Origin of the sequence: Rathayibacter sp. Leaf185, assembly GCF_001423885.1 — a bacterium.
Taxonomy (GTDB): Bacteria; Actinomycetota; Actinomycetes; order Actinomycetales; family Microbacteriaceae; genus Rathayibacter.
Genome location: NZ_LMPP01000001.1, coordinates 1379395 through 1401816 on the forward strand (window position 1 = coordinate 1379395; position 22422 = coordinate 1401816).

Sequence of the window (22422 nt, forward strand, 5' to 3'; positions counted from 1 at the left end):
CCCGTCGATGCGGGCGCGGCCGGGCTCTGATCAGCCCCGCACGCGACCCTCTCAGGCCTTTCCCAGCCCTGGCATACTGCTGGCATGACGATGCCGCCGCCCCCCGTCCCACCCGTCCAGCCCGCTCCCGAGCCGAACGACGCGCCGCTCCCGCCGTACGGATCGCCGCCGGCACCGACGCGCAGCGGCCTCGCGATCACCGCGCTGGTGCTGGGCGTCGTCGCCGTCGTGCTCGCCGTCCTGCCGTTCGTCTTCGGTCTGGCCTTCCCGGTCGCGATCGCCGGAGTTGTCGTCGGCATCATCGCGCTGGTGCGCCGCAAGGCGCCGCGCGGCTTCTCGATCGCGGGGCTCGCGCTGAGCGTGCTCGGCTTCCTGATCGCGATCGTCGTCACGATCGTCGCCGTCGTGCAGCTCGCCACGGCGCTGGACGACTTCGACGCGTCCGACTTCCCCGAGCCGACCTCGTCGGTGAGCGCGGAGCCGCTGCCGTTCGACGACGAGACGCCCGCCGACGACGCGCCTCCTGCCGCTGCCGACGACCTGACCGTCGGCTTCGGCGACACCTTCGCCTACACCGACGGCGTGACCCTCACGGTCTCGGCGCCGGAGGAGTTCACTCCCACCGAGTACGCGGCCGGCGCCGACCAGGCGGTCAACGTGGTCTTCACCCTCACCATCCAGAACGGCTCCGGTCAGAATCTCGATCCGTTCACCTACGCCGACGTCTCCTCCGGCGGAGTCGAGGCGTCGCGCATCTTCGACACCGACGGCGTGGCCGGCGACATCAGCACGAGCCCGTCGACGGTGATCCTGCCCGGTGGCTCGGTCACCTGGAAGGAGGCGTACTCGCTGGCCGATCCCGCGAGCATCGTGATGCAGCTCAGCCCGAGCTTCGACTACCAGGACGCCGTCTTCACCAACACGCAGTAGCCGCGAGAACTCGGAAGGTGCGGCAGTCGGGCGCGCCTTCCGAGGAGTCGGGCACCGCGAGCAGGCCGGGCTCAGGCGCGGAAGGCCCCGCGGTAGCGCGCGGCCGGGTGCCGCGGGTCCACCCGCGCCGACCCCGTCAGGCGCTCGCGCAGGCCGCCGGGCTCGTAGTGCGAGCGCGCCAGCCCGCGCTCTCGGAGCACCGGCATCACGTGGTCGACGAAGTCCACGTAGGTGTCGGGCAGCGTCCAGTGCGCCAGGTTGATCCCGTCGACCCCCGCGTCGCGCAGCTCGGCCAGCCCATCGGCGATCTGCTCGGGCGTGCCGACGACGCGGGGGTGCCTCCGGACGGCGAGGCGCCCGAGATCGGCGACGGTCGCATCGCGATCGGGCAGCAGCCGGATCATCGACTCGAGAGTGCTGCGGTTGCCGTTCGTGGTGATGTCGCGGAGCCTCGTCTCGGGCGGGAACGGCCGTCCGTCGGCCTGGTCGACGCTCATCCCGGCGTGCAGCAGGTGGGCGTCGATGCTCGTGTGCGCGTCGATCTCGGCCTCGCGCTCGCGGGCCTCGCGCTCGGTGCTGCCGACGATCACCGAGAGCGGAGCGAAGAAGAGCACGTCGTCCGCGTTGCGGCCCGCGGCGACGGTGAGCGCGCGTGTCGAGGCGATCAGCTCGCGGGTCTGCTCGGTCGTGGATCCGCCGACGAACTGCGCCTCGGCGTGCCGCGCGGCGAAGGCGCGGCCGGCCGGTGACGAGCCGGCCTGGAACAGGTACGGTGTCCGCTGCGGCGAGGGAGCCGAGAGGTGCGGCCCCTCGACGCGGTAGTGCTCGCCGACGTGGTCGATCCGGTGCACGGCCTCGGGGTTCGAGAAGGCGCCGGACTTGTCGCGGATCGAGGCGTCGTCGTCCCACGAGCCCTCCCAGAGCTTGTAGACGACGTCGAGGTACTCCTCGGCCTGCGCGTACCGAGCGTCGTGCTCGGTCAGCCGGTCGAGTCCGAAGTTGCGGGCGGCGTTCTCCTGGTAGCTGGTGACGATGTTCCAGGCGACGCGGCCCTTCGACAGGTGGTCGAGCGTCGACATCCGCCGGGCGAACTCGAACGGGTGCGCCTGCAGGATCGAGCTGGTCATCGCGAGGCCGAGGTGCTCGGTCGCGCCGATCAGGGCCGCGAGCAGCACGGAGGGGTCGTTGGTGGGCAGCTGCAGCCCCTCGCGCGCGTTGACCTCGAGCGAGGAGCCGACCGCTCCGTACGTGCCGACGACGTCGGCGAAGAAGATCGCGTCGAACACGCCGCGCTCGAGGGTCTGCGCGACCTCGACCCAGAACGAGAGGTCCTCGAACGACTCGTGCCGTGCCTCCGCCCGCCGCCACTGACCGTGGTGGGTGTGCGAGGGCGTGTTCATCACGAACGCGTTGAAGCGGAGCGGACGGGACATGCGGTGGCCTCCTGCGGCACGGGATCGGCGGGGCATCGAGCTCGGCCCCGCAGTGACGCTACGCGTCGACGGGCGTGACGCGGTGCACCGACCGAGGTGGGCGTCCGGTGCGGCGCTTCGGGTGACTCCCGCTCCGCTCACGCCTCCGGGTCGTCGCGCAGGTCGGCACCGGCCGTCACCGCGACGGCCGAGGCCAGCACCGCCGCGTTCGCCCAGAAGACACCGGCGGAGCCCGCGGAGCCGGTCACCGCACCGATCGTGACCGGCAGCGCGATCTGCGCGAGCCGGTTCGCGGTCATCCGCAGCCCCAGCGCCGCGCCGTGCACCGCCTCCGGAGTGATGCGCACGACCCACGCCATCGTCAGCGGCTGCGGGATGCCCAGCGCCAGCCCGAGCCCGACCATCACGAGCACCGCCCCCGCCGCACCGACGAGCGGGAGTGCGACGAGCGACGCGACTCCGGCCGTGATCGCCGCGATCAGCAGCGCCTTGCGGCCCACCCGGGCGACGAGGCGAGCGAGCCCGAGGCGGCTCAGCACCGAGACCAGTGCCCGGATCGCGAGCAGGAGTCCCACGACCACTGCCGGCACGTCCTGCTCCGTCGCCCACAGCGGGATGTAGGCGTAGAGCAGATCGACGGTGACGAGCACCGCGGCGCTCACCGCGAGCGAGCGGGGGAGGCCGGGGATCCGCGCGAGTCCGGCCATCCCGAGCGCCTCCGAGCCGTCGACCTGCGGGCGGGGCGCCGCCCGGTCGACGAGGTGGAGCCTCCGCGAACCGGTGAGCCCGGCCAGCACGAGACCGGCGCTCGCCGCGGCGCCCAGCAGGGCGTTCGGGGCGGCACCGGAGGCGGCACCCACGGTCGCGACGAGCGTCACCAGGGGCGGGCCGAGCAGCTGCCCGAGCGAGGCGGCCGTGGTGAGCGTCGCGAATCCGCTGTCGCTGGATCCTCCGCGGGCCCGGTGCGCGACGAAGGTCTGCTGGCCGATCATCACGAACAGATTGCCCAGGCCGATCACGGCCGCGGCCAGCAGGAGGCCCGGCATCCCGATCGGCAGGGCGAGGCCCGCGATACCGACGACGAAGAGTCCGATGCCGATCACCGAGACGCGCGAGCCGCCGATGCGGTCCGAGAGGCGCCCCGTCGGCAGGGCGCCGAGCAGGGCGGGCACGGCGGAGGAGGCGGCGACGAGCCCCAGCGTCAGCGCGTCGGCGCCGAGCTCGACGGCGCGGTAGCCGATCATCAGGCGCACCCCGACCCAGCCCGCCTGCGCGAGCGCCGCCTGCGCACTCAGGGCGAGGCGCCATCCTCCGGCGCTCACCTCACCGGGACGACGGGCGCATCGGGATCTCGTCGGCGCCGCCGACTAGGCGCGTCAAGTCGTCGATGTCGCTGCGCACCGCCCCGTAGCACGCCGGGTCGAGGTGGAACACCGCGAGCTGCAGGGCGTAGGCGATCACGATCGGCACGACGAGGGTGTTGTACTCGGAGTCGAAGCCGCGGGGCGAGGCGAGCAGGTGGTCGGGCGCGGGCCGGAAGTGGTAGCCCGGGGTGTCGGTGACGAGGATCGCCGCGCCTCCGCGGCGCTGGGCCTCGCTGACGAGCGTCGGGAGCGAGGTCGGCGCCTCCCGGAGCGCCAGGGCGATGAGGACGCTCGACGCGTCGAAGCTGACGAAGTGCTCGGCGAGGTCCTTTCCGCCGTAGCCGAGCGTCACCACGACCAGGCCGAGCCGGCGCAGGCGCCCCGCGAGCAGGTCGAGCGCCGCCCGCTCGTCGGCGCTGGAGTAGAGGTACACAGTGCGAGCCGCGTGCACCGCGCGGGCGGCCGCGTCGAGCGACTCCTGCGGGATGTAGCGGGCGAGCCGCTCGAGCGAGGCGGCCTCGTCGGCGGCGAACGCGAGCAGGTCGTGCCCGGTCGAGGCGCGCATGACGGGCACCGACTCGATCCGCGAGCCCTCGTCGCGCTGCAGATCGGCACGCAGATCGGGGTAGCCGCGGTAGCCCAGCTTCTGTGCTAGGCGCACCACCGTGGACTCGTGCGTCTGCGAGCGCAGCGCGATCTCGGACGCGGTGATCTCGGATGCGTTGTCGACCGACAGCAGCACGCTCATGACACGCCGCTCGGACGGACTGATGGGCCGCGTGTTGCTCGCGACCACCGATTTGAAGCTCATCGGCACTCCCCTTCGAGTCGATGAGGACCTTACCCGGCCCTGTGTTGACAGTCTCGCAGGTGCATGCAATTCTGTGCAATGTCGCAAGTCGCCCGTTAGCGGAGCGGCGGCCGCGACTCGAGGAAACCGCAGAGAGGCGGAGGACGAGGATGTCCACGATCGAACCCAGAACCGCGAACCACCGGATCGAGCCCCGCACGCTCACCGAGTGGGCGCTCGCCGGAGCCAGCACGCTCGGCGGTGCGGCCCTCGTCGCGGCGGGCGCCGGCTACGGCCTCAGCGCCCCCACCGGAGTCGGGGCCGGCGTGATGCCGCTCGTCGCCGGCCTCTTCGTCGGCGTCTCGGGCCTGCTGTGGTCGCTCCGGCTGCTCCGGGCCCACCGCACCCGCTCGACCCTGCCCGTCGACGAGGTGTCCGACTCGACGCTCGGCGTCTTCCTCCAGGGCGAGGACGACGAGATCGACGACACGCACTTCCCCGACCGCGCGGGCTGGCTCCGCGTCGCCGTCGTTGTCGGCTCGGTCGCGATCGCGGCCCTCCTGCTCCCGGTGCTCGGCTACTCCGTCACCATGGTCGCCCTGCTCTCGACGGTGATGGTGCTCGTCGGCAGCCGGAAGGTCTGGATCGCCGTGGTCGTCGCGATCGCGACGACGGCCGCCTCCCGCCTCGTCTTCGAGGTGTGGCTCAACACCGCGCTGCCGCACTCGACGCTCGTGCCGCTCGCCGTGCTGGGGCTGTGATCATGGGCTTCGGAGAGCTCTTCGGCGGCCTGCTCACCGTCCTCACGCCCGATCACCTGCTGTTCGCGCTGATCGGCTGCGTCATCGGGATGCTCGTGGGCGTCCTCCCCGGCTTCGGCCCGGCCGCAGCCGTGTCGCTGCTCATCCCCGTCACCTTCGGGCTCGACGCGACGACCGCGATCATCATGCTCGCGGCCATCCTCTACGGCGCGGCCTACGGAGGCACCACCACCGCGGTCCTGCTGCGCATCCCGGGAGAGGCGTCGTCGATCGCGACGACCCTCGACGGCTACCAGATGGCCAAGCAGGGCAGGGGCGGCCCAGCGCTGGTCACGGCGGCGATCGCCTCCTTCGTCGGAGGCCTGGTCGGAGTCGTCGGCTTCGTCCTCGTCGCACCCTTCAGCCGCCTGGCGCTCGAGTTCGGCGCCCCCGAGCTGTTCCTCGTCTCGGTGCTGGGCATGGCGCTGGTCGCCAGCTTCGCCGGCAAGGACCCGGTCAAGGCGCTCCTGAGCGTCGGGGTCGGCCTCGCCATCGCGAGCGTCGGCATCGACCAGGGCCAGGGTGTCCAGCGCTTCACCTTCGCGATGCCCGAGTTGTTCGACGGCCTGGGGCTCGTGGCGGTCGTCATGGGCGTGTTCGGGATGAGCGAGATCCTCGCCCAGGCCCGCGGCGGCGCCTCCGGATCGCGGAAGCCGATGAAGGTCGGCCGCCTGCTGCCGACCCGCACCGACCTGCGCCGCTCGTTCTTCCCCTACCTCCGCGGCTCGGTGATCGGCTTCGCGATGGGCCTGCTGCCAGGGTCGCCCGGCGCCGCGACCTCGCTCGCCTCCTACGCCCTCGAGAAGAAGGTGTCCAAGCACCCGGGCGAGTTCGGGCGGGGCGCCGTCGAGGGGGTCGCCGGTCCGGAGGCGGCCAACAACGCCCTCGCCGTCTCGTCGATGATCCCGCTGTTCACCCTGGGCATCCCGACCAGCGCGACGGTCGCGATCATGGCCGGCGCGTTCACGATCAACGGCCTCATCCCGGGCCCGCTGCTCTTCCGCGACAACCCCGAGGTGGCCTGGGCGATCATCGCCAGCTTCCTGGTCGGCAACGTCATCCTGCTGATCCTCAACGTCCCGCTCGCCCGGGTCTGGGTCGCGGTGCTGAAGATCCCGTTCCACTACCTGATGGCCGTGATCATCGCGTTCATGTTCCTCGGGACCTACAGCATCAACGGCTCCACGTTCGACATCCTCGTGATGCTCGGCGCCGGGCTCGTCGGCTACCTCTTCTCCCTGTTCGCCGTGCCGCTGACCCCTCTGGTGCTCGCGATCATCCTCGGCCCGCTGCTGGAGGAGAACTTCCAGCGCTCGCTCGCCCTGTCGCGCGGCGACTACTCCGTCTTCGTCAGCGGCCCGCTGAGCATCGCCCTCGTGGCGGTCATCGCGATCGCCGTCCTCTTCGGAGCCGTCCGTCCCGCGCTCTCCGCCGCCCTCGCGCGGCGCGCCTCCCGGAACACCCCCTCGACCACCGACAAGACGAAGGAGTCTGTCTCATGACCCACCCGCCCCGCCGCCGCGCCGCGGCCCTGATCGCCCTCGCGGCCGGATCCGCCCTGCTGGCCGGCTGCACCTCCTCCACGGCCGCGGCTCCCGCCGCCGACGCCGACTTCCCGAAGGCCGGCACCACGATCGAGTGGATCGTCCCCTCCGCCGCCGGCGCGGGCAACGACATCCTGGCCCGCATCATGGCACCCGTGATGTCCGAGGAGCTCGGCGCCAACATCAAGGTCGTCAACAAGGAGGGCGGGAGCCAGGTCATCGGCCTGAACTACCTCGCCTCGTCGGCCACCGACGGCACGACCATCGGCTTCACCAACATCCCGTCGATCTTCGGCCGCTACCTCGACCCGAGCAAGCAGGCCGGCTTCGACCGCGAGAGCTTCGCGCCGATCGGATCGTTCGCGCTCAACGACGTCGTGATCGGCGTCAACACCTCGAGCCCCTACGGCTCGCTCGAGGAGCTGTTCGACGCCGTCGAGGCGACGCCGGGCGAGATCACGGTGGGCACCGACTCGCGGGCGGGCGACGACCACGTCAACCTGCGCACGATCGAGAAGGAGCTCGGGCTCGACTTCAACATCGTCCACTACAACAGCGGGGCCGACAAGATCGCCGCCCTCGTCTCGGGCGAGGTCGACTTCGCGCTCGGCGGCGTCTCGAGCTTCATCGGGCAGTACAAGTCGGGCGAGATCGACATCCTGACCGTCATCAACGATGAGCAGAGCCCGTTCCTGCCCGACGTGCCGACGATCGAGGACGCCGGCTACGACCTCGAGCCCATGACCAACAACTTCGCGATCTCGGCCGCGGCCGGCACGCCGGAGCCGATCATGGCGGCACTCGAGGCCGCGCTAGAGGCGTCGTCGGAGGACCCGACCGTCGCCGAGAAGCTCGAGGCCGCGGGCACCGTCCCGACCTGGGAGTCGGCGGAGGAGGTGGCCGCGCTCTGGAAGGAGCGCGAGACCGCGTCCAAGCCGATCATCGAAGAACTCATCGCCGAATAGCTCGACTCTGCAAAGGACCCCTCTCATGACACGAGCACCCCTCATCGCCGATGAGCTCATCGACCGCGCCCGACTCGTTCCGACCGCCAACATCGGCGACGCGCAGGAGCGCTTCGGGATCGCCTCCGGGCTGCGTGCCGTCTGGACCGGCGCCCGCGTCGCCGGCCGCGCTTTCACGGTCTGGACGCGGCCGGGCGACAACCTCCTCATCCACAGCGCGCTCGACGCGGCCTCGCCCGGCGATGTGATCGTCGTCAACGGAGGCGGCGACCTCACCCGGGCGCTGATCGGCGACCTGATCGGGCTGCGCGCCTCGAGGCTCGGCGTGGCCGGGTTCGTGATCGACGGGGCGGTGCGCGATGCGGACACACTCGGCGAGGTGGGCATGCCGGTGTTCGCGCGGGCCGTCAGCCCCGCCGGGCCCTACAAGCACGGGCCCGGGAGGCTGCAGGAGCCGGTCGCGATCTCGGGCGTGGTGGTGGCCCCGGGCGATCTGATCGTGGGCGACGCCGACGGAGTGGTCGTGGTGAAGGCGGCCGAGGCCGAGGCGGTGATCGCGGCCGCGGAGTCGATCTCGCGCGGCGAGGAGGAGAAGCGCCGGTCGATCCTGGCGGGCACGGCGCGCGCGCTGGTCTGAGGCGGGTGCGGTCTGCAGGTGCGGGTGCGGTCTGCAGGCGATCGGAGCGGAATCGCGAGCCGCCTCTCGCAGGATCGACCTCCTCCGCCGGATCGCCTGCAGATCGCACACGCAGCCGCCCAGGCCGCACGGGGAGCTGTGGTGCGGCAGGCTGGAGCGATGCAGTTCAGAGTCTTCACCGAACCCCAGCAGGGCGCGAGCTACGACGACCTCCTCGCCATCGCGCAGGCGACCGAGTCGCTCGGCTACGACGGCTTCTTCCGCTCCGACCACTACCTCCGGATGGGCGACGGCGACGCCGGCTACGGCCCGACCGACGCCTGGACGAGCCTCGCGGGCCTCGCGCGCGAGACCGAGCGGATCGCGCTCGGCACCCTGGTCTCCTCCGTCACCTACCGCCCGCCGGGCATCCTCGCCATCCAGGTCGCGCAGGTCGACGCGATGTCCGGTGGACGCGTCGAACTCGGCCTCGGCACCGGCTGGTTCGAGGAGGAGCACGCCGCGTACGGCATTCCGTTCCCCTCGCGCCGCTTCGACCTGCTCGAGGAGCAGCTCGAGATCGTCACCGGCCTCTGGTCGACTCCGGTCGGCGAGCGCTACTCGTTCGCGGGCGAGCACTACACGCTCACCGACTCGCCGGCGCTGCCCAAGCCGGCGCGCCTCCCGCTGCCGGTGATCGTGGGCGGAGGCGGCCCGAAGCGCACCCCGGCCCTCGCGGCCCGCTTCGCCAGTGAGTTCAACCTGCCGTTCCCCGAGTTCGACGCGATCCCCGGCGCCTTCGCTCGGGTCGACGCCGCCTGCCGCGAGATCGGGCGCGAGCCCTCGTCGCTCGTGCACTCGGTGGCGCTGATCGCGGTCGGCGGAGGCACCGAGGCGGAGTTCGCGCGCCGCGCCGCCGCCATCGGTCGCGAGCCGGCCGAGCTGCGCGAGCACGGCATCGCGGGCGGAGTCGACGAGTCGGTCGACCGCCTCGAGTCGCTCCGCGAGGCCGGCGCCGAGCGCGTGTACCTGCAGTTCATGGACCTGCGCGACCTCGACCACGTCGACTTCTTCGCCCGCGAGGTGCTGCCGCGCCTGTCGGCCTGACGCGGCTCGCGCCCGAACCCCCCTCCACCCTCTTCTGCGGAGTGGCCACGTGGGGAGCGGCTCCCGCGACTCTCCAAGAGTTGTCGTACTCGAGTGCCCACTACGACAACTCTTGGAGTCTCGCGGAGGGAGCTCGCCCGCGCGGGGAGTGGCGGGCAGACCTAGGCTGGAGGGGATGCCTGACACGATCGAGCGCCCGGATGAGCGGCTGTCGACCCGCTCCGCCGCCGACGTGCCGTGGATCGTGCTGGTCTGGGACGACCCGGTCAACCTGATGTCGTACGTGTCGTACGTCTTCCGCAGCTACTTCGGCTTCGGCCGCGCCGAGGCCGAGCGCCTCATGCTGCAGGTGCACACGGAGGGTCGCGCCGTCGTCGCGACCGGCAACCGCGAGGAGATGGAGCGGCACGTGGAGGCGATGCACGGCTACGGTCTGTGGGCGACCCTGCAGAAGGCCGACGCGTGACCGGCCGACGCGCGACCGGCCGACGCGCGAGCCTCCGACCGGCGATCGGCCGACCGGCGATCGGCGACCGCTGATGCGCGCCTTCCGCCGCGACTCCTCCGGTGCCGCCGTCGCCCGCTTCGACCGCGAGGAGGCGGGGATCCTCCGACACCTCGCCGGCGAGATGCTCGAGCTGCTCGATCGCGGCGCCACATCGGAGGAGGCGCGCTCCGACCCCGCGCTCGCCCGCCTCCTGCCCGACGCCTACCGCGACGACGTCGAGGCCGCGGCCGAGTTCCGGCGCTTCACCGGCGCCGACCTGGCCGGTCGCAAGATGGACGACGCCCGGGCGGTCACCGCGGCGCTCGACGCCGACGACGCGTCCCGGCACGGGCGGATCTTCGCCGGCCTCGGCGAGGTCTCCGTGCGACTCGAGCCTCCGCAGGCGCTGTCCTGGCTCCGCGCCCTGACCGATATGCGGCTCGCCCTGGCCGTGCGCCTCGGCATCGTCGACACCGACGACGTCGAGCCCGAGGGCGAGAACGGCGAGGCCATCCGCAGCGTCTACGACTGGCTCGGCAGCGTGCAGGACGGGCTGGTCCGCGCGGTCGACGTCTGAGCCGTCCCCGGCCCCTGCATCGACCTCTCCCCAGCCCTCCACAGGTGTGGATAACCCTGTGGAGAGGTGTGGACAACCACTCGCCGACCGACGCCCGGAGTGCCCCGGACCCGCTCGCCAGGCCCGATGCGCCGGTGCAAGGGGCTGTGCGGAGGTGTGGAAACAGCTACCGTCCAGCTGTGAACACTCAGTCGGGAACACAGGCCAAGCGCACGGCGAACGAGGCGCAGGATTCGACGGCGGTGCGGACGCTCGCCCGCTTCGGCTTCGCCGCGAACGGACTCGTGCACCTCCTCATCGGCGGTATCGCGCTCGGCATCGCGGGAGGCGGTGGAGGCGAGGCCGACCAGACGGGCGCGCTCGCCGCGCTCGCCGCGCAGCCGGGCGGCGTGTTCGTGCTGTGGGTCTGCGCCGTGGGCCTGCTCGGGCTCGCGCTGTGGGGTGCGCTCGAGGTCTTCCTCGTCTCGCCCGGCGAGAGCACCGCCGAGACCTGGGGCAAGCGCGCCAAGGAGGCGGCCAAGGCGATCGTCTACGCGGCGCTGGGTGTGACGACGCTCCGCTTCGCCCTCGGCGGCAGCTCCAGCTCGTCGCAGTCCTCCGAGAGCGCGAGCGCGCAGGTCCTCCAGGCTCCGGGCGGAGTCGTGCTCCTCGTGATCGCGGGCCTCGCCGTCCTCGTCGTGGGCGGGGTGTTCGTGTACCGCGGAGTGAGCAAGAAGTTCCAGAAGAACATCGCGACGCCCGCGGGCACGGCCGGCACGGTCGTCACCTGGCTCGGCATCGTCGGCTACGCGGCCAAGGGAGTCGTCCTCGCCGTCCTCGGCGTGCTCATCATCATCGCGGCGGTGACGCACGACCCCTCGCAGGCGGGCGGGCTCGACGAGGCGCTGAAGACGCTGGTCGAGCTGCCCTTCGGAGTCGCGCTGCTGAGCGGAGTGGCCGTCGGCCTGATCGCGTACGGAGCGTTCTGCTTCGCGCGGGCGCGCTGGCCCCGCCTCTGAGCACCCCCCGAGCGGGTGACCCCTGATCAGGGCACCTACTCCTGGCGGCGTCCTGAAACAAGTGGTGCCGCTGTCGTTTCTGCGGTGACACTCTGTCCGGGTGAATGCAGGGACCGATGACGCGCAGGCGCGTCCGGAGGGCAGCCCCTCGGGGCTGGCCGAGTCTGCGGCGCACCTCCTCCGCCTCGTCGCTGCGGGCGATCGGGCCGCGTTCGGCGAGCTCTACGACCGCTTCAGCGTGCTGTTCACCTCCTCCGTCGAGACGGTGCACTCGGAGCGCACCGTGCGCGACCGCCTCTGCACCGAGGCCTTCACCGCGGTCTGGCGACGTGCCGCTGAGGGCGCCCGTGCCTCCGAACCCGTGCTCTGGCTGCTCGAGGTGCTCTGCGAGACGCTCGGTTCGAGCGCGGAGACCAGCCGCCGCCCGCTCGGCGACGGCCTCCTCGCCCTGAGCTGCCCCGACCGCGAGCTCCTCCTCCTCGCCTCGGCGGGCCGCTACTCCCAGCCCGAGATCGCCGCGCTGACCGGGATCGGCGAGCCGCGGTTGCGGGCGATCCTGCGCGATGCGCTGCGCACCCTCCGCGGCGACGAGCTGCTCACGGCCTGATCTGCGGCACGCCGCCCGGAACGGTCGCAGCGGAGCTAAAGTTGAGTCAAGCGACATCAACTTTCGAGCTCACGGGAGGGCATCATGCAGGCCGGTCAGCAGGACGAGCAGTCCGCACTCGAGCAGTACGGCGTCGACCTCACCGCGATCGCGGCGAGCGGCAAGCTCGACCCGGTCATCGGCCGGGACGCCGAGATCAGGCGCGTCAGCCAGGTGCTCACGCGCCGCACCAAGAACAACCCCGTCCTGATCGGCGAGCCCGGCGTCGGCAAGACGGCCGTGGTCGAGGGGCTCGCGCAGCGGATCGTCGCGGGTGACGTCGCCGACAGCCTCAAGGGCAAACGGCTCGTCAGCCTCGACCTCTCGGCGCTGATCGCCGGAGCGAAGTACCGCGGCGAGTTCGAGGAGCGCTTGAAGGCCGTCCTCAAGGAGATCAACGACTCCGACGGCCGCATCATCACCTTCATCGACGAGCTGCACACCCTGATGGGCGCGGGCGGCGGCGACGGCTCGGTCGCGGCCGCGAACATGCTCAAGCCCATGCTGGCTCGCGGCGAGCTGCGGATGATCGGGGCGACCACCCTCGACGAGTACCGCCAGTACATCGAGAAGGACGCGGCCCTCGAGCGCCGGTTCCAGCAGGTGTTCGTCGGCGAGCCGACCGTCGAGGACACGATCGCGATCCTGCGGGGGCTGAAGGAGCGCTACGAGGCGCACCACAAGGTCGCCATCGCGGATGCCGCGCTGGTCGCCGCCGCCTCGCTGTCGAACCGCTACATCACCGCCCGTCAGCTGCCCGACAAGGCCATCGACCTCATCGACGAGGCCGCGTCGCGCCTGCGGATGGAGATCGACTCCGCGCCGGTCGAGATCGACGAGCTGCGCCGCTCCGTCGACCGGCTGACGCTCGAGGAGCTCGCGCTGAAGAAGGAGAAGGACGAGGCCTCGAAGGCGCGGCTCGAGAAGCTGCGCGAGGATCTCGCCCGCCGCGGTGCCCAGCTCGCCGAGCTGCAGCAGCGCTGGGAGCGCGAGCGCGCCTCCCTCAACCGCGTGGGCGACCTCAAGAACAAGCTCGACGCACTGCGGATCGAGGCCGAGCGCGCCCAGCGCGAGGGCAAGCTCGAGCGCGCCTCCCGCCTGCTCTACGGCGACATCCCGGTGATCGAGCGCGACCTCGCCGCTGCCGAGAAGGAGGAGGAGCCCGCCGAGGGCCGCATGGTCAACGAGCAGGTGACGGCCGACGACATCGCCGCCGTCATCGCCGCGTGGACGGGCATCCCCGTCGGGCGGCTCCTGCAGGGCGAGACCGAGAAGCTGCTGCACCTCGAGACCGAGCTGCACCGCCGCCTGATCGGGCAGAACGAGGCGGTGTCCGCGGTGTCGGACGCGGTCCGCCGCACCCGCGCGGGCATCTCCGACCCCGACCGGCCCACCGGCTCCTTCCTCTTCCTCGGGCCGACCGGTGTCGGCAAGACCGAGCTGGCGAAGGCGCTCGCCGACCACCTCTTCGACGACGAGAAGGCGATGGTGCGCATCGACATGTCCGAGTACGGCGAGAAGTTCGCCGTCTCGCGGCTCGTCGGCGCCCCTCCCGGCTACATCGGCTACGAGCAGGGCGGCCAGCTGACCGAGGCGGTGAGACGCCGCCCCTACTCGGTCGTGCTGCTCGACGAGGTCGAGAAGGCGCACCCCGAGGTGTTCGACATCCTGCTGCAGGTGCTCGACGACGGCCGGCTGACCGATGGTCAGGGGCGGACGGTCGACTTCCGCAACACGATCCTCATCCTCACCTCGAACCTCGGCTCGCAGTTCCTGATCGACCCGACGCTGTCGCGGTCGCAGAAGGAGGAGGCCGTGCAGCAGATGGTGCGCCAGGCCTTCAAGCCCGAGTTCGTGAACCGCCTCGACGACATCGTGATCTTCCAGGCGCTCGACCGGACCGAGCTCGGCGAGATCGTGTCGCTCTACGTCGACCGGCTCTCGCGCCGGCTGGGGGAGCGGCGGCTCGAGCTCGCGGTGACGCCCGCGGCGCGGGGCTGGCTGGCCGAGCGCGGCTACGACCCGCAGTTCGGGGCGAGGCCGCTGCGCCGGCTGATGCAGCACGAGATCGACGACAAGCTGGCGACGGCGCTGCTCGACGGCTCGATCCGCGACGGCGACGTGGTGCTGGTCGAGGTCGCCGACGACGGCGACGCGCTGACCGTGTCGGCCGGCCTCACCGCATCAGCGTAGGCGCGCCCCCTCCCACCGGAGGGGCCTCGAGACTTCAGAAGTTGTCGTACTCGAGCGCCGAGTACGACAACTTCTGAGGATTCGACGCGGCGGGGCTCCTCCACAGGGTGGGCGAGGGGGCGATCCGTCCACAGGTGTGGGGATCGGCCGGTCGGCGGGCGCAGCGGGTGAGTAGCGTCGCGCTCATGCTTCCCCTCCCCGAGCCGCCCGCGGGCCTCCGCATGGCCGATCTCTCGCCCGAGCAGCGCCCGCGCGAGCGGCTGCGCGCCCTCGGTGCCGAGTCGCTGACAGATGCGGAGACCCTCGCGATCCTCATCGGCACGGGCGTCCGCGGGGCCAACGCGACCGTCGTCGCCCAGCGGCTGCTCGCACGGTTCGGAGGCATCGACGCCGTCTCGCGGGCGGGCGTCGCCGATCTCACCCGTCACCGCGGCATCGGCGAGGTCGCCGCGTGCCGCATCGTCGCGTCCTTCGAGCTGCGGCGGAGGATGAACCGAGCCGGCCGCGCCGCCCGCGTCCTCGACGCCGCCTCCCTCGCGGCCCTGGTGACGCCGCTGCTCGCCGCCCGCCCCGTCGAGACGGTGCTCGCCGTCGCCCTCACCGACGCGGGTGCGGTGCGCGACGTGCTCGCCCTCGCCGACGGGCCGCCCACGCACGCGGAGCTGCCCGTCGCGGGGGTCCTCGCCGAGGTCCTGGCCCGTGGCGCCGCGACCGTCGCGCTCGCGCATTCGCACCCCGGGTCGGCGCGGGTGCTGCCGTCCGACCGCGCGGCCACGCGCGTCCTGATCGAGGGGGCGGAGGCGTGCGGCCTGCGGTTCCTCGCGCACGTCGTCGTCGGCAGCGACGGCTGGGAGGAGGCGCCACCGTGACCGAGCCGCCGGCTCTCGGGCCCGCTCCGCCACCGCAAGCCCCTGACAGAGCCCCTCGCCGCCGCCGACCCCCGGCGTACCGTGGAGGCGTCCCCCGATCCCCTCCCGACCAGGAGCCCCCATGCGAGCAACACTCATCCACGGCGAGCGCGACATCCGACTCGAGGAGGTCCCCGACCCGGTCCTCTCGACCGGCCGCGACGCGATCGTCCGTGTCACCGCGGCGTGCGTCTGCGGCTCCGACCTGTGGCCCTACCGCGGCGTGACCCCGACGAAGGAGGCGCACCGCATCGGCCACGAGTTCGTCGGGGTCGTCGAGTCGATCGGCGACGACGTGCACGACATCGCCGTCGGCGACTTCGTCATCGCGCCCTTCTACGTCTGCGACGGCACCTGCGCCAACTGCGCCAACGGCGTCTCGACGTCCTGCCTGACCGGCGGCTGGTGGGGCGCCGAGGTCGGCGAGCAGGGCTTCGCCGACGGCGCTCAGGGCGAGAAGGTGCGCGTCCCCCTCGCCGACGGCACGCTGTTCCGCGTCGGGACCGACCCCGACCCGGCCCTCATCCCGAGCCTGCTCACGCTCGCCGACGTGATGGGCACCGGACACCACGCCGCCGTCTCCGCCGGAGTCGCTGCCGGCTCGACCGTCGCGGTCGTCGGCGACGGGGCGGTCGGCCTCTGCGCCGTTCTGGCGGCGAAGCGCCTCGGGGCGACCACGATCATCGCGATGTCGCGGCACTCCTCCCGCCAGGCTCTCGCCACGCGCTTCGGAGCGACGCACATCGTCGACACCCGGGGCGACGAGGGAGTGGCCGCGGTCCGCGAGCTCACGGGCGGCATCGGCGCCGACTGCGTCCTCGAGTGCGTCGGCACCAAGGAGTCGATGCAGCAGGCCCTCGACTCCACCCGCCCGGGCGGCATGGTCGGCTATGTCGGCGTCCCCAACGGCGGGCCCGAGCTGCCCGTGCGCCAGATGTTCGGCTCGAACGTCGGCGTCAACGGCGGTGTCGCACCCGTTCGCGGCTACATGGCCGAGCTCCTCCCCGACGTGCTCAGCGGCGCGATCGAGCCCGGCCTCGTCTTCGACCTCGAGCTGCCGCTGGAGGAGATCGCGGAGGCGTACGCCGCCATGGACGAGCGCCGCGCCATCAAGACGCTGGTGCGCCCCTGACGTGATACCGAGGGAACCCCGGACCGTCGAGACAGTCGTCCCCGACGGGCGGCTCCGGCGATTCGGGGTTCCCCCGCGAGACGCCCGCCGAACGGACGTCATCAGAACGTGCGCCGGAGGAAATGCGGCGGAAACAGGCGCTCACTACCGTCGGACACGACCCGGCTGAGTCCGGGTTCTTCTCGAGGCACTTCCGCTACAACATCGCATAACTCCGTCGACCGGGCGGAGCGCGTGCGACTCCTCCGCTCACTTCCGCTACGAAGTATCACAACTCCCTGGAGCCACCATGACGCGCACCGCCCCGCCCCGCTCCCGCCTCCTCCTCACCGGCGGAGTCCTCGCCGTCACGGCCCTCGCCCTCGCCGGCTGCGGTCGCGGCACCGACTCCGGCGCCGCCTCCGCCGATCTCACCGTCGACGACTCGGCCGCCACCGGCACCGTGACCCTCTGGGCCCCCGACGGCGATGCCAAGCAGCTCGACACCGTCCTCGCCGACTACGAGGCCGAGAACCCCGACCTCGACCTCGAGGTGACGCTGGTCCCCTCCGACGAGTACAACACCAAGCTCCAGACCGCCGTCGCCGCCGGCACCGCGCCCGACATCGCGTTCCTCTACACCGAGGCGCAGACCCAGTTCCTCGCGTCCGACGCCTTCGCGCCCGTCCCCGACGACCTGGTCGACTCCGACAGCTTCTTCGAGGGCTCCTGGGACGCCGGCGAGTACGACGGCACCACCTACTCCGTGCCCTGGTACGCCTACACGCGTGTGCTGATCTACCGCTCCGACTTCGCCGAGGCCGGCGGAGTCACGGCCCCGGCCACCTGGGACGAGACGATCCCGTTCTTCGAGGGCCTCGAGGCCGGCGGCGCCGAGTCCGGCTACGGCGCCGACGTCGGCTGGGACACCTACAACGGCCAGACCCTCGCGACCTTCGCGCACCAGGCCGGCGCCGATCTGCTCAGCGACGACGGATCCGAGTGGCAGCTCGACAGCCCCGAGATGATCGAGGCGGCCGAGTTCAACGCCTCCTTCTTCTCCTCCGGCGTCTCCTCGCCCGACACCCCGCAGTTCCTCGACGCTCAGCCCTACCTCGTCTCGGGGCAGACCGGCTCGATGATCAGCGGCCCGTGGGTCGTCGCGACGCTCGACGAGACCGCCGCCGAGGAGGGCTGGACCGCCTCCCACATCGCGACCGCCGTGCTCCCCGCCGGCCCCGAGAGCGGAGCCGGCCAGCTCGCGGGCGGCAGCTGGGGCGTGACCGCCTCCTCCGACAACGCGACGTCGGCCTGGAAGGTCGTGCGCGAGATGGCCCAGGAGGACACCCAGATCGCGCAGTACACCGCCGCCGGCAGCATGCCCGCCGTCGTCGACGCCTGGAGCGACCCCTCGATCGCCGACCAGCCCCTGCTGAGCGCCTTCTTCACCCAGCTCCAGGACGTCGAGCCCCTGCCCGCCGTGACCACCTGGACCCAGGTCTCCACGGTCCTCGGCCAGGAGATGGAGAAGGTCGCCCGCGGCAAGGAGTCGGTCGCCGACGCGATGGCCGCCGCCCAGCAGCAGGCCGCCTCCATCGGCACGGAGTGATCGCGTGGCCGTGACCGCGCTCCCCGGCAGGCCCGCCCCGCGGCAGCGCCACAGCAGGCACACCGGCATCGCCTGGCTCTTCCTCGCGCCGTTCGTGGTGATCTTCGGAGTGTTCACGGCGATCCCGGTGATCGCCTCCCTCGCGATGAGCCTCACCGACATCCGCGGGGCCGACCTGCAGCAGCCGTTCGGAGTCGACTTCACCGGCCTCGCGAACTACGCGGTCCTGCTCGGCGACGCCGCGTTCCTCCGCGCGGTGGCGAACACGCTCTACTTCGTCGTCATCGGGGTGCCGCTCACGATGGCGGTCGGCTTCGTGCTCGCCCTGGCGCTCAACACGGGCATCCGGAGGCTGCGCGGCGTCTTCCGGGCGCTGTTCTACGCCCCGGTCGTCACCAACATCGTCTCGGTGGCGCTGATCTGGCAGTACGCGTTCAACCAGAACGGCACCATCAACGAGTTCCTCGGGGCGATCGGGTTCGCCGGGCCCAACTGGCTCGGCGACGAGAACCTCGCGATGCCGGTCGTGATCCTGCTCGGGATCTGGCGCAACTTCGGTACGGCGATGCTGCTCTTCCTGGCGGGCCTGCAGTCGGTCCCCGAGGACGTGCACGAGGCGGCCTCGCTCGACGGGGCGGGGCCGTGGCGCCGGCTGATCTCGATCACCGTGCCGCTGCTGATGCCCACGACGCTGCTCGTCTCGGTGCTGCTCTCGGTGTTCTTCCTCCAGGTCTTCGACGAGCCCTACCTGCTCACCGGCGGCGGCCCGCTCGGCTCCACGGAGTCGATGGCGCTGTACACCTACCACCAGTTCGGCTTCGGCAACATCGGAGTCTCCTCCGCCGCGTCCTTCCTCCTCCTGCTCATCGTCGCGCTCGTCAGCGTGCTGCAGTTCCGTCTGCTGAGGTCCCGCTCATGACCGTCACCGCCCCTCCGCTCGCTCCCGCCCCGCCGGCCCCGCCGCGCGTCGAAGCCGAGCACCCGTCGCGCACCCGAGCCTCGTCCGAGCGCCTCCGCCGGGCCGTGCTGTACCCGGTGCTGACGGTGCTCGCCGTGATCACCCTCCTGCCGTTCGTCTGGGTCTTCTCGGGCTCGCTGCGCACGACGGCCGACATCAGTGCGAATCCGGGGGCGTGGCTCCCGACCGAGGCGACGCTCGAGAACTTCGGGCGCCTGTTCTCGCAGGCCGGCTTCACCGGCTACCTCGGCAACAGCCTCGTCGTCGCGGGGGTCGTGGTGGCGGGCAACCTGGTCGCCGCGGCGGCCGCCGGGTACGCGCTCGCCAAGCTCGACTTCGCGGGCAAGCGCGCGGCGACGATCGCGGTGCTGATCGCGCTGATGATGCCGTTCTCGGCCGTCTTCGTGCCGCAGTTCGTGGTCACGGTGCGCCTCGGGCTGGTGAACACGCTCGCGGGCATCGCGCTGCCCTCACTCGTGCTGCCGATCTCGATCTTCATCGTGCGGCAGTTCGCCGAGAGCATTCCGGAGGAGCTGCTCGAGGCCGCCCGGATCGACGGGGCGAGCGAGATGCGGATCTTCGCGCAGGTGTTCCTGCCGCTGGCCGGGCCCGCGCTCGCGACGGTCACGATCATGTCGTTCCTCGCGGCGTGGAACAACTTCATCTGGCCGCTCCTCGTGGCGCAGAACGCGTCGACCTACACGCTCCCGGTCGGTCTCGCGGCGACGAGTCAGGCCTCGCAGAACGTCACCGACTACGGTCTCGTGCTCGCCGGCGCGGTGGTGGTGATGCTGCCGGTGCTGGTGCTCTTCCTGCTCCTGCAGCGCTACTTCGTGCAGGGTATCGTCGCGACGGGCCTCAAGTGAGGGGACCCGGAGGGTCAGTGGGCATGGACATCTCGGTGCAGGCGCCCTGCGGCGCAGTGGTCGGTCGAGTCGACGGTGGGGTGGCCCGTTTCCTCGGCGTGCCGTTCGCCGAGGCGCCGACCGGTGAGCGGCGGTTCCGTGCTCCGGAGCAGCGGGCCGACTTCTTCGAGCCGTTCGATGCGTCGGCCTACGGGGCCACACCTCAGCGCGGTCGCCCGTTCGAGTTCACGACGATCCCCGAGCACTCGATCGCGGGCGACGACACGCTGAATCTGAACGTCGTCGCGCCGGTCGACGCCGCCGCGCTCCCGGTTCTGGTCTATGTGCACGGTGGCGGCTACGTCACCGGAGCGGCCTCCAGCGACTGGCACGAGGGCTCGGCTTTCGCGCGCGACGGCGTGATCGTCGTCACGGTCTCCTATCGCCTCGGCGTCGACGGCTTCGCGGTGATCGAGGGGGACGCCAACCGCGGCGTCCGCGACTGGCTCGCGGCGCTGCGCTGGGTGCAGGCGAACATCGCGGCGTTCGGAGGGGATCCCTCCCGCGTCACGATCGCCGGCCAGTCGGCGGGCGGCGGGGCCGTGCTCACGCTGCTCGGCTGCTCCGAGGCGCAGCCGCTCTTCGCCCGCGCGGTGGCGATCTCGCCCACCGATCGCAGCGTCCCCGTCGAGGAGGCGTCCGCGCAGGTCGCGACGTTCGCCCACGGCCTCGGCGTCCAGCCCGACCGCGCGGGGTTCGCCTCCCTCGATCCCGACGAGCTCTCCGAGACCGCCGCCCGCACGATGATGCCGGGCGCGGCGATCGTCTTCGCCCCGGTGACGGGCGACGGCCTGCTGCCCGAGCCCGTGGCCACCGCCACCGCCCTCTCCGGGCGCGACAAGCCCCTCCTGATCGGCGCGACCGCCGACGAGTTCGACACCCCGCGGATCGATCGCGCCGCCGACGCGCCGCCCCGGGCGACCGATCTGCTGTTCCGCCGCGCCGTGCTGCAGGTGGCGCGCAACCGCGCCGACGGCCCCGCACCGACCTGGCTCTACGCCTTCGACTGGACCTCGCCCGCGATCGGCGGTGCCGGCCACTGCCTCGATCTGCCGTTCTTCTTCGACCATCTCGATGCGGAGGCGACGACGCGGGTCCTCGGCGAGGAGCCTCCCGCGGCGCTCGCCACCACGATGCACCGCGAGCTCGTCGCGTTCGTCCGCGGAGACGACCCCGCCTGGCCCGCCGCCCGCGGCGAGGCCGGCGACCCGGCCCGGGTCTACGACGTCGAGCCCTCGGTCGTCGCCGGCCGCTACGACGACGTGCTGCCGCTCGTCGCCGAGGCGCGCCGATGAGGGCCGGAGTCGCGCCCAGCACGCTCCGCCGGCTGAACTCCAGCGTGGTGCTGCGCGCGCTGGCCGAGCACGACGAGCCGGTGACGATGGCGGTGCTCGTGCGCGAGGTCGCCCTCTCGCGGCGGACGGTCGAGCTGATCCTGGCGCGACTCTGCGACGAGGGCTGGGTCGACGAGACCGCCGCCGATCCGGCGAAGGCCGATGTCGGGCGCCCGCCGCGCACCTTCCGGTTCCGCGCCGACCGCGCGCTCGTCGCGGCCGTGCGGATCGACACGGACTTCGCCTCCGCCGTGGTCTGCGACATCCGCGGCCGCATCCTCGGGCGGTCGCTCCGGCCGCTCCGCGAGTACTCCTCGCCCGAGGCCTCCGTCGAGGACGTGGTGCACGCAGTGGAGGAGGCCGTCGCCGCATCCGGGCTGCCCCGTGAGCGGATCCACGCGGGAGCGGTCGCGGCCGGTGGCGCGATCGACGAGCGCGGCGTCGTCACGCGGCTGGTCAACTCGCGGCGGTGGAACGGCTTCGCTCTCGCGGACGCTCTCGCGGACCGCCTCGGAGTCCCGTTCTTCGCCGACAACGATGCGAACCTCGCCGCACTCGCCGAGCGGTGGCGCGGTGTCGCGGCCGACTCGGCCACCTCCGCCTGGTGCATCCTCGGCAACCGCACCGGCGTCGGCCTGGTGATCAACGGCGCGGTGCACCGCGGCTTCCGCGGCGCCGCGGGCGAGCTGATCGAGGCCGGCGCGCTCGCCACCGCCGGGATGGAGAACACTCCCTTCGGCTTCCTCACCTCTCCGCAGGAGGCGGAGCGCGAGCTCGCGCACCGCTCGGCCGATGCCGCCCGCGCGGGCGACCCCGAGATGCTGCGCGAGCTCGACGCCTTCGTCGACCATCTCGCCGCGCTGCTGTCGACGCTGTCGTGGACGGTCTCGCCCGACCTCATCGTGCTCGGCGGCGGCCTCGAGGAGGCGGAGGACCTCCTCCTGCCCCGCGTCACCGTGGCCATGCGCGCCCTCGGAACACTCGACGTCGACGTCCGCTCGACCGTGCTCGGCACCGATGCGCCGCTGATCGGCGCGGTGAAGTTCGTGCTCGACCGCATGGACGTCGCCTTCTTCGGCCCCACTCTCGCCGCGCAGCCCACCCGGCCCCGCGCCGCCGTCCGATCCCGGCCCTCTTGAGGAGAACC

Annotated in this window: 21 protein-coding genes; 18 read left to right on the forward strand and 3 right to left on the reverse strand. The window is 72.1% G+C overall.

What is annotated here, in order from left to right:
* The first annotated feature begins 84 nt into the window (after positions 1–84).
* The gene (locus ASG06_RS06620) at positions 85–930 is read left to right on the forward strand and encodes a DUF4190 domain-containing protein (RefSeq protein WP_056040041.1); all 846 of its coding nucleotides are present in this window, start codon (positions 85–87) and stop codon (positions 928–930) included.
* Between the two features lie 71 nt (positions 931–1001).
* On the opposite strand, the gene ASG06_RS06625 is transcribed toward ASG06_RS06620, so the two are convergent.
* From ASG06_RS06625 to ASG06_RS06635, 3 genes are all read right to left on the reverse strand, one after another.
* Positions 1002–2363 carry an NtaA/DmoA family FMN-dependent monooxygenase gene (locus tag ASG06_RS06625; protein WP_056040042.1) on the reverse strand — a complete coding sequence of 454 codons (1362 nt, stop codon included), beginning with the start codon at positions 2361–2363 and terminating at the stop codon, positions 1002–1004.
* Positions 2364–2500: 137 nt separating this feature from the next.
* Positions 2501–3685 (reverse strand): MFS transporter, encoded by a 1185-nt coding sequence (locus ASG06_RS06630; protein WP_056040045.1) that lies wholly within the window; start codon positions 3683–3685, stop codon positions 2501–2503.
* A 1-nt stretch (position 3686) separates the two neighbouring features.
* Entirely contained in the window at positions 3687–4538 is an 852-nt protein-coding gene (locus ASG06_RS06635) for a MurR/RpiR family transcriptional regulator (RefSeq protein WP_056040046.1), read from the reverse strand.
* Positions 4539–4687: 149 nt separating this feature from the next.
* On the opposite strand from ASG06_RS06635, the gene ASG06_RS06640 reads away from it, so the two are divergent.
* The 17 genes from ASG06_RS06640 to ASG06_RS06720 all read left to right on the forward strand — a co-directional run bounded on the left by ASG06_RS06640 (position 4688) and on the right by ASG06_RS06720 (position 22414).
* On the forward strand, positions 4688–5278 hold the full coding sequence (locus ASG06_RS06640) for a tripartite tricarboxylate transporter TctB family protein (protein WP_056040047.1): 591 nt from the start codon (positions 4688–4690) through the stop codon (positions 5276–5278).
* Positions 5279–5280: 2 nt separating this feature from the next.
* Positions 5281–6819, forward strand: coding sequence for a tripartite tricarboxylate transporter permease (locus ASG06_RS06645; protein ID WP_056040048.1), 1539 nt, complete (start codon positions 5281–5283; stop codon positions 6817–6819).
* Positions 6816–7826 (forward strand): tripartite tricarboxylate transporter substrate binding protein, encoded by a 1011-nt coding sequence (locus ASG06_RS06650; RefSeq protein WP_056040049.1) that lies wholly within the window; start codon positions 6816–6818, stop codon positions 7824–7826. Before ASG06_RS06645 ends, ASG06_RS06650 begins: the two co-directional genes overlap by 4 nt.
* A gap of 25 nt (positions 7827–7851) precedes the next feature.
* Complete coding sequence (locus ASG06_RS06655) at positions 7852–8463, forward strand: methyltransferase (RefSeq protein ID WP_056040050.1); 612 nt, start codon at positions 7852–7854, stop codon at positions 8461–8463.
* Between the two features lie 159 nt (positions 8464–8622).
* Positions 8623–9549: an LLM class F420-dependent oxidoreductase gene (locus ASG06_RS06660; protein WP_056040052.1), complete on the forward strand. Its 927-nt coding sequence runs from the start codon at positions 8623–8625 to the stop codon at positions 9547–9549.
* Between the two features lie 175 nt (positions 9550–9724).
* Positions 9725–10015, forward strand: a complete 291-nt coding sequence (gene clpS, locus ASG06_RS06665; protein ID WP_056040054.1) for an ATP-dependent Clp protease adapter ClpS — start codon at positions 9725–9727, stop codon at positions 10013–10015.
* Positions 10016–10088: 73 nt separating this feature from the next.
* Positions 10089–10613: a DUF2017 domain-containing protein gene (locus tag ASG06_RS06670; protein ID WP_056040059.1), complete on the forward strand. Its 525-nt coding sequence runs from the start codon at positions 10089–10091 to the stop codon at positions 10611–10613.
* A 179-nt stretch (positions 10614–10792) separates the two neighbouring features.
* A complete protein-coding gene (locus ASG06_RS06675; protein ID WP_056040063.1) occupies positions 10793–11611 on the forward strand; it encodes a DUF1206 domain-containing protein in 819 nt (272 codons plus the stop codon).
* A gap of 100 nt (positions 11612–11711) precedes the next feature.
* Entirely contained in the window at positions 11712–12218 is a 507-nt protein-coding gene (locus ASG06_RS06680) for an RNA polymerase sigma factor (RefSeq protein ID WP_056040065.1), read from the forward strand.
* 84 nt (positions 12219–12302) lie between these two features.
* Positions 12303–14450, forward strand: a complete 2148-nt coding sequence (locus tag ASG06_RS06685; RefSeq protein ID WP_082498982.1) for an ATP-dependent Clp protease ATP-binding subunit — start codon at positions 12303–12305, stop codon at positions 14448–14450.
* A gap of 185 nt (positions 14451–14635) precedes the next feature.
* Complete coding sequence (locus ASG06_RS06690; RefSeq protein ID WP_082498983.1) at positions 14636–15319, forward strand: JAB domain-containing protein; 684 nt, start codon at positions 14636–14638, stop codon at positions 15317–15319.
* Between the two features lie 121 nt (positions 15320–15440).
* Positions 15441–16490, forward strand: a complete 1050-nt coding sequence (locus ASG06_RS06695) for a zinc-dependent alcohol dehydrogenase family protein (protein ID WP_056040070.1) — start codon at positions 15441–15443, stop codon at positions 16488–16490.
* A 289-nt stretch (positions 16491–16779) separates the two neighbouring features.
* Entirely contained in the window at positions 16780–18078 is a 1299-nt protein-coding gene (locus ASG06_RS06700) for an extracellular solute-binding protein (RefSeq protein WP_056040073.1), read from the forward strand.
* Between the two features lie 4 nt (positions 18079–18082).
* Positions 18083–18997, forward strand: a complete 915-nt coding sequence (locus tag ASG06_RS06705; protein WP_056040075.1) for a carbohydrate ABC transporter permease — start codon at positions 18083–18085, stop codon at positions 18995–18997.
* Positions 18994–19902 carry a carbohydrate ABC transporter permease gene (locus tag ASG06_RS06710; RefSeq protein WP_082498984.1) on the forward strand — a complete coding sequence of 303 codons (909 nt, stop codon included), beginning with the start codon at positions 18994–18996 and terminating at the stop codon, positions 19900–19902. The genes ASG06_RS06705 and ASG06_RS06710 overlap by 4 nt, the downstream gene beginning before the upstream one ends.
* A gap of 23 nt (positions 19903–19925) precedes the next feature.
* Positions 19926–21236 carry a carboxylesterase family protein gene (locus ASG06_RS06715; protein WP_056040077.1) on the forward strand — a complete coding sequence of 437 codons (1311 nt, stop codon included), beginning with the start codon at positions 19926–19928 and terminating at the stop codon, positions 21234–21236.
* A complete protein-coding gene (locus ASG06_RS06720; protein WP_056040079.1) occupies positions 21233–22414 on the forward strand; it encodes an ROK family transcriptional regulator in 1182 nt (393 codons plus the stop codon). Before ASG06_RS06715 ends, ASG06_RS06720 begins: the two co-directional genes overlap by 4 nt.
* Positions 22415–22422 lie beyond the last annotated feature (8 nt).

Excerpts from the sequence above, each read along its gene's own strand:
- ASG06_RS06620 (WP_056040041.1), top strand. The coding sequence starts at position 85 with ATGACGATGCCGCCGCCCCCCGTCCCACCCGTCCAGCCCGCTCCCGAG.
- ASG06_RS06625 (WP_056040042.1), bottom strand. The coding sequence starts at position 2,363 with ATGTCCCGTCCGCTCCGCTTCAACGCGTTCGTGATGAACACGCCCTCG.
- ASG06_RS06635 (WP_056040046.1), bottom strand. The coding sequence starts at position 4,538 with ATGAGCTTCAAATCGGTGGTCGCGAGCAACACGCGGCCCATCAGTCCG.
- ASG06_RS06640 (WP_056040047.1), top strand. The coding sequence starts at position 4,688 with ATGTCCACGATCGAACCCAGAACCGCGAACCACCGGATCGAGCCCCGC.
- ASG06_RS06645 (WP_056040048.1), top strand. The coding sequence starts at position 5,281 with ATGGGCTTCGGAGAGCTCTTCGGCGGCCTGCTCACCGTCCTCACGCCC.
- ASG06_RS06650 (WP_056040049.1), top strand. The coding sequence starts at position 6,816 with ATGACCCACCCGCCCCGCCGCCGCGCCGCGGCCCTGATCGCCCTCGCG.
- ASG06_RS06655 (WP_056040050.1), top strand. The coding sequence starts at position 7,852 with ATGACACGAGCACCCCTCATCGCCGATGAGCTCATCGACCGCGCCCGA.
- ASG06_RS06660 (WP_056040052.1), top strand. The coding sequence starts at position 8,623 with ATGCAGTTCAGAGTCTTCACCGAACCCCAGCAGGGCGCGAGCTACGAC.
- clpS (WP_056040054.1), top strand. The coding sequence starts at position 9,725 with ATGCCTGACACGATCGAGCGCCCGGATGAGCGGCTGTCGACCCGCTCC.
- ASG06_RS06670 (WP_056040059.1), top strand. The coding sequence starts at position 10,089 with ATGCGCGCCTTCCGCCGCGACTCCTCCGGTGCCGCCGTCGCCCGCTTC.
- ASG06_RS06685 (WP_082498982.1), top strand. The coding sequence starts at position 12,303 with ATGCAGGCCGGTCAGCAGGACGAGCAGTCCGCACTCGAGCAGTACGGC.
- ASG06_RS06690 (WP_082498983.1), top strand. The coding sequence starts at position 14,636 with ATGCTTCCCCTCCCCGAGCCGCCCGCGGGCCTCCGCATGGCCGATCTC.
- ASG06_RS06695 (WP_056040070.1), top strand. The coding sequence starts at position 15,441 with ATGCGAGCAACACTCATCCACGGCGAGCGCGACATCCGACTCGAGGAG.
- ASG06_RS06700 (WP_056040073.1), top strand. The coding sequence starts at position 16,780 with ATGACGCGCACCGCCCCGCCCCGCTCCCGCCTCCTCCTCACCGGCGGA.
- ASG06_RS06710 (WP_082498984.1), top strand. The coding sequence starts at position 18,994 with ATGACCGTCACCGCCCCTCCGCTCGCTCCCGCCCCGCCGGCCCCGCCG.
- ASG06_RS06715 (WP_056040077.1), top strand. The coding sequence starts at position 19,926 with ATGGACATCTCGGTGCAGGCGCCCTGCGGCGCAGTGGTCGGTCGAGTC.
- ASG06_RS06720 (WP_056040079.1), top strand. The coding sequence starts at position 21,233 with ATGAGGGCCGGAGTCGCGCCCAGCACGCTCCGCCGGCTGAACTCCAGC.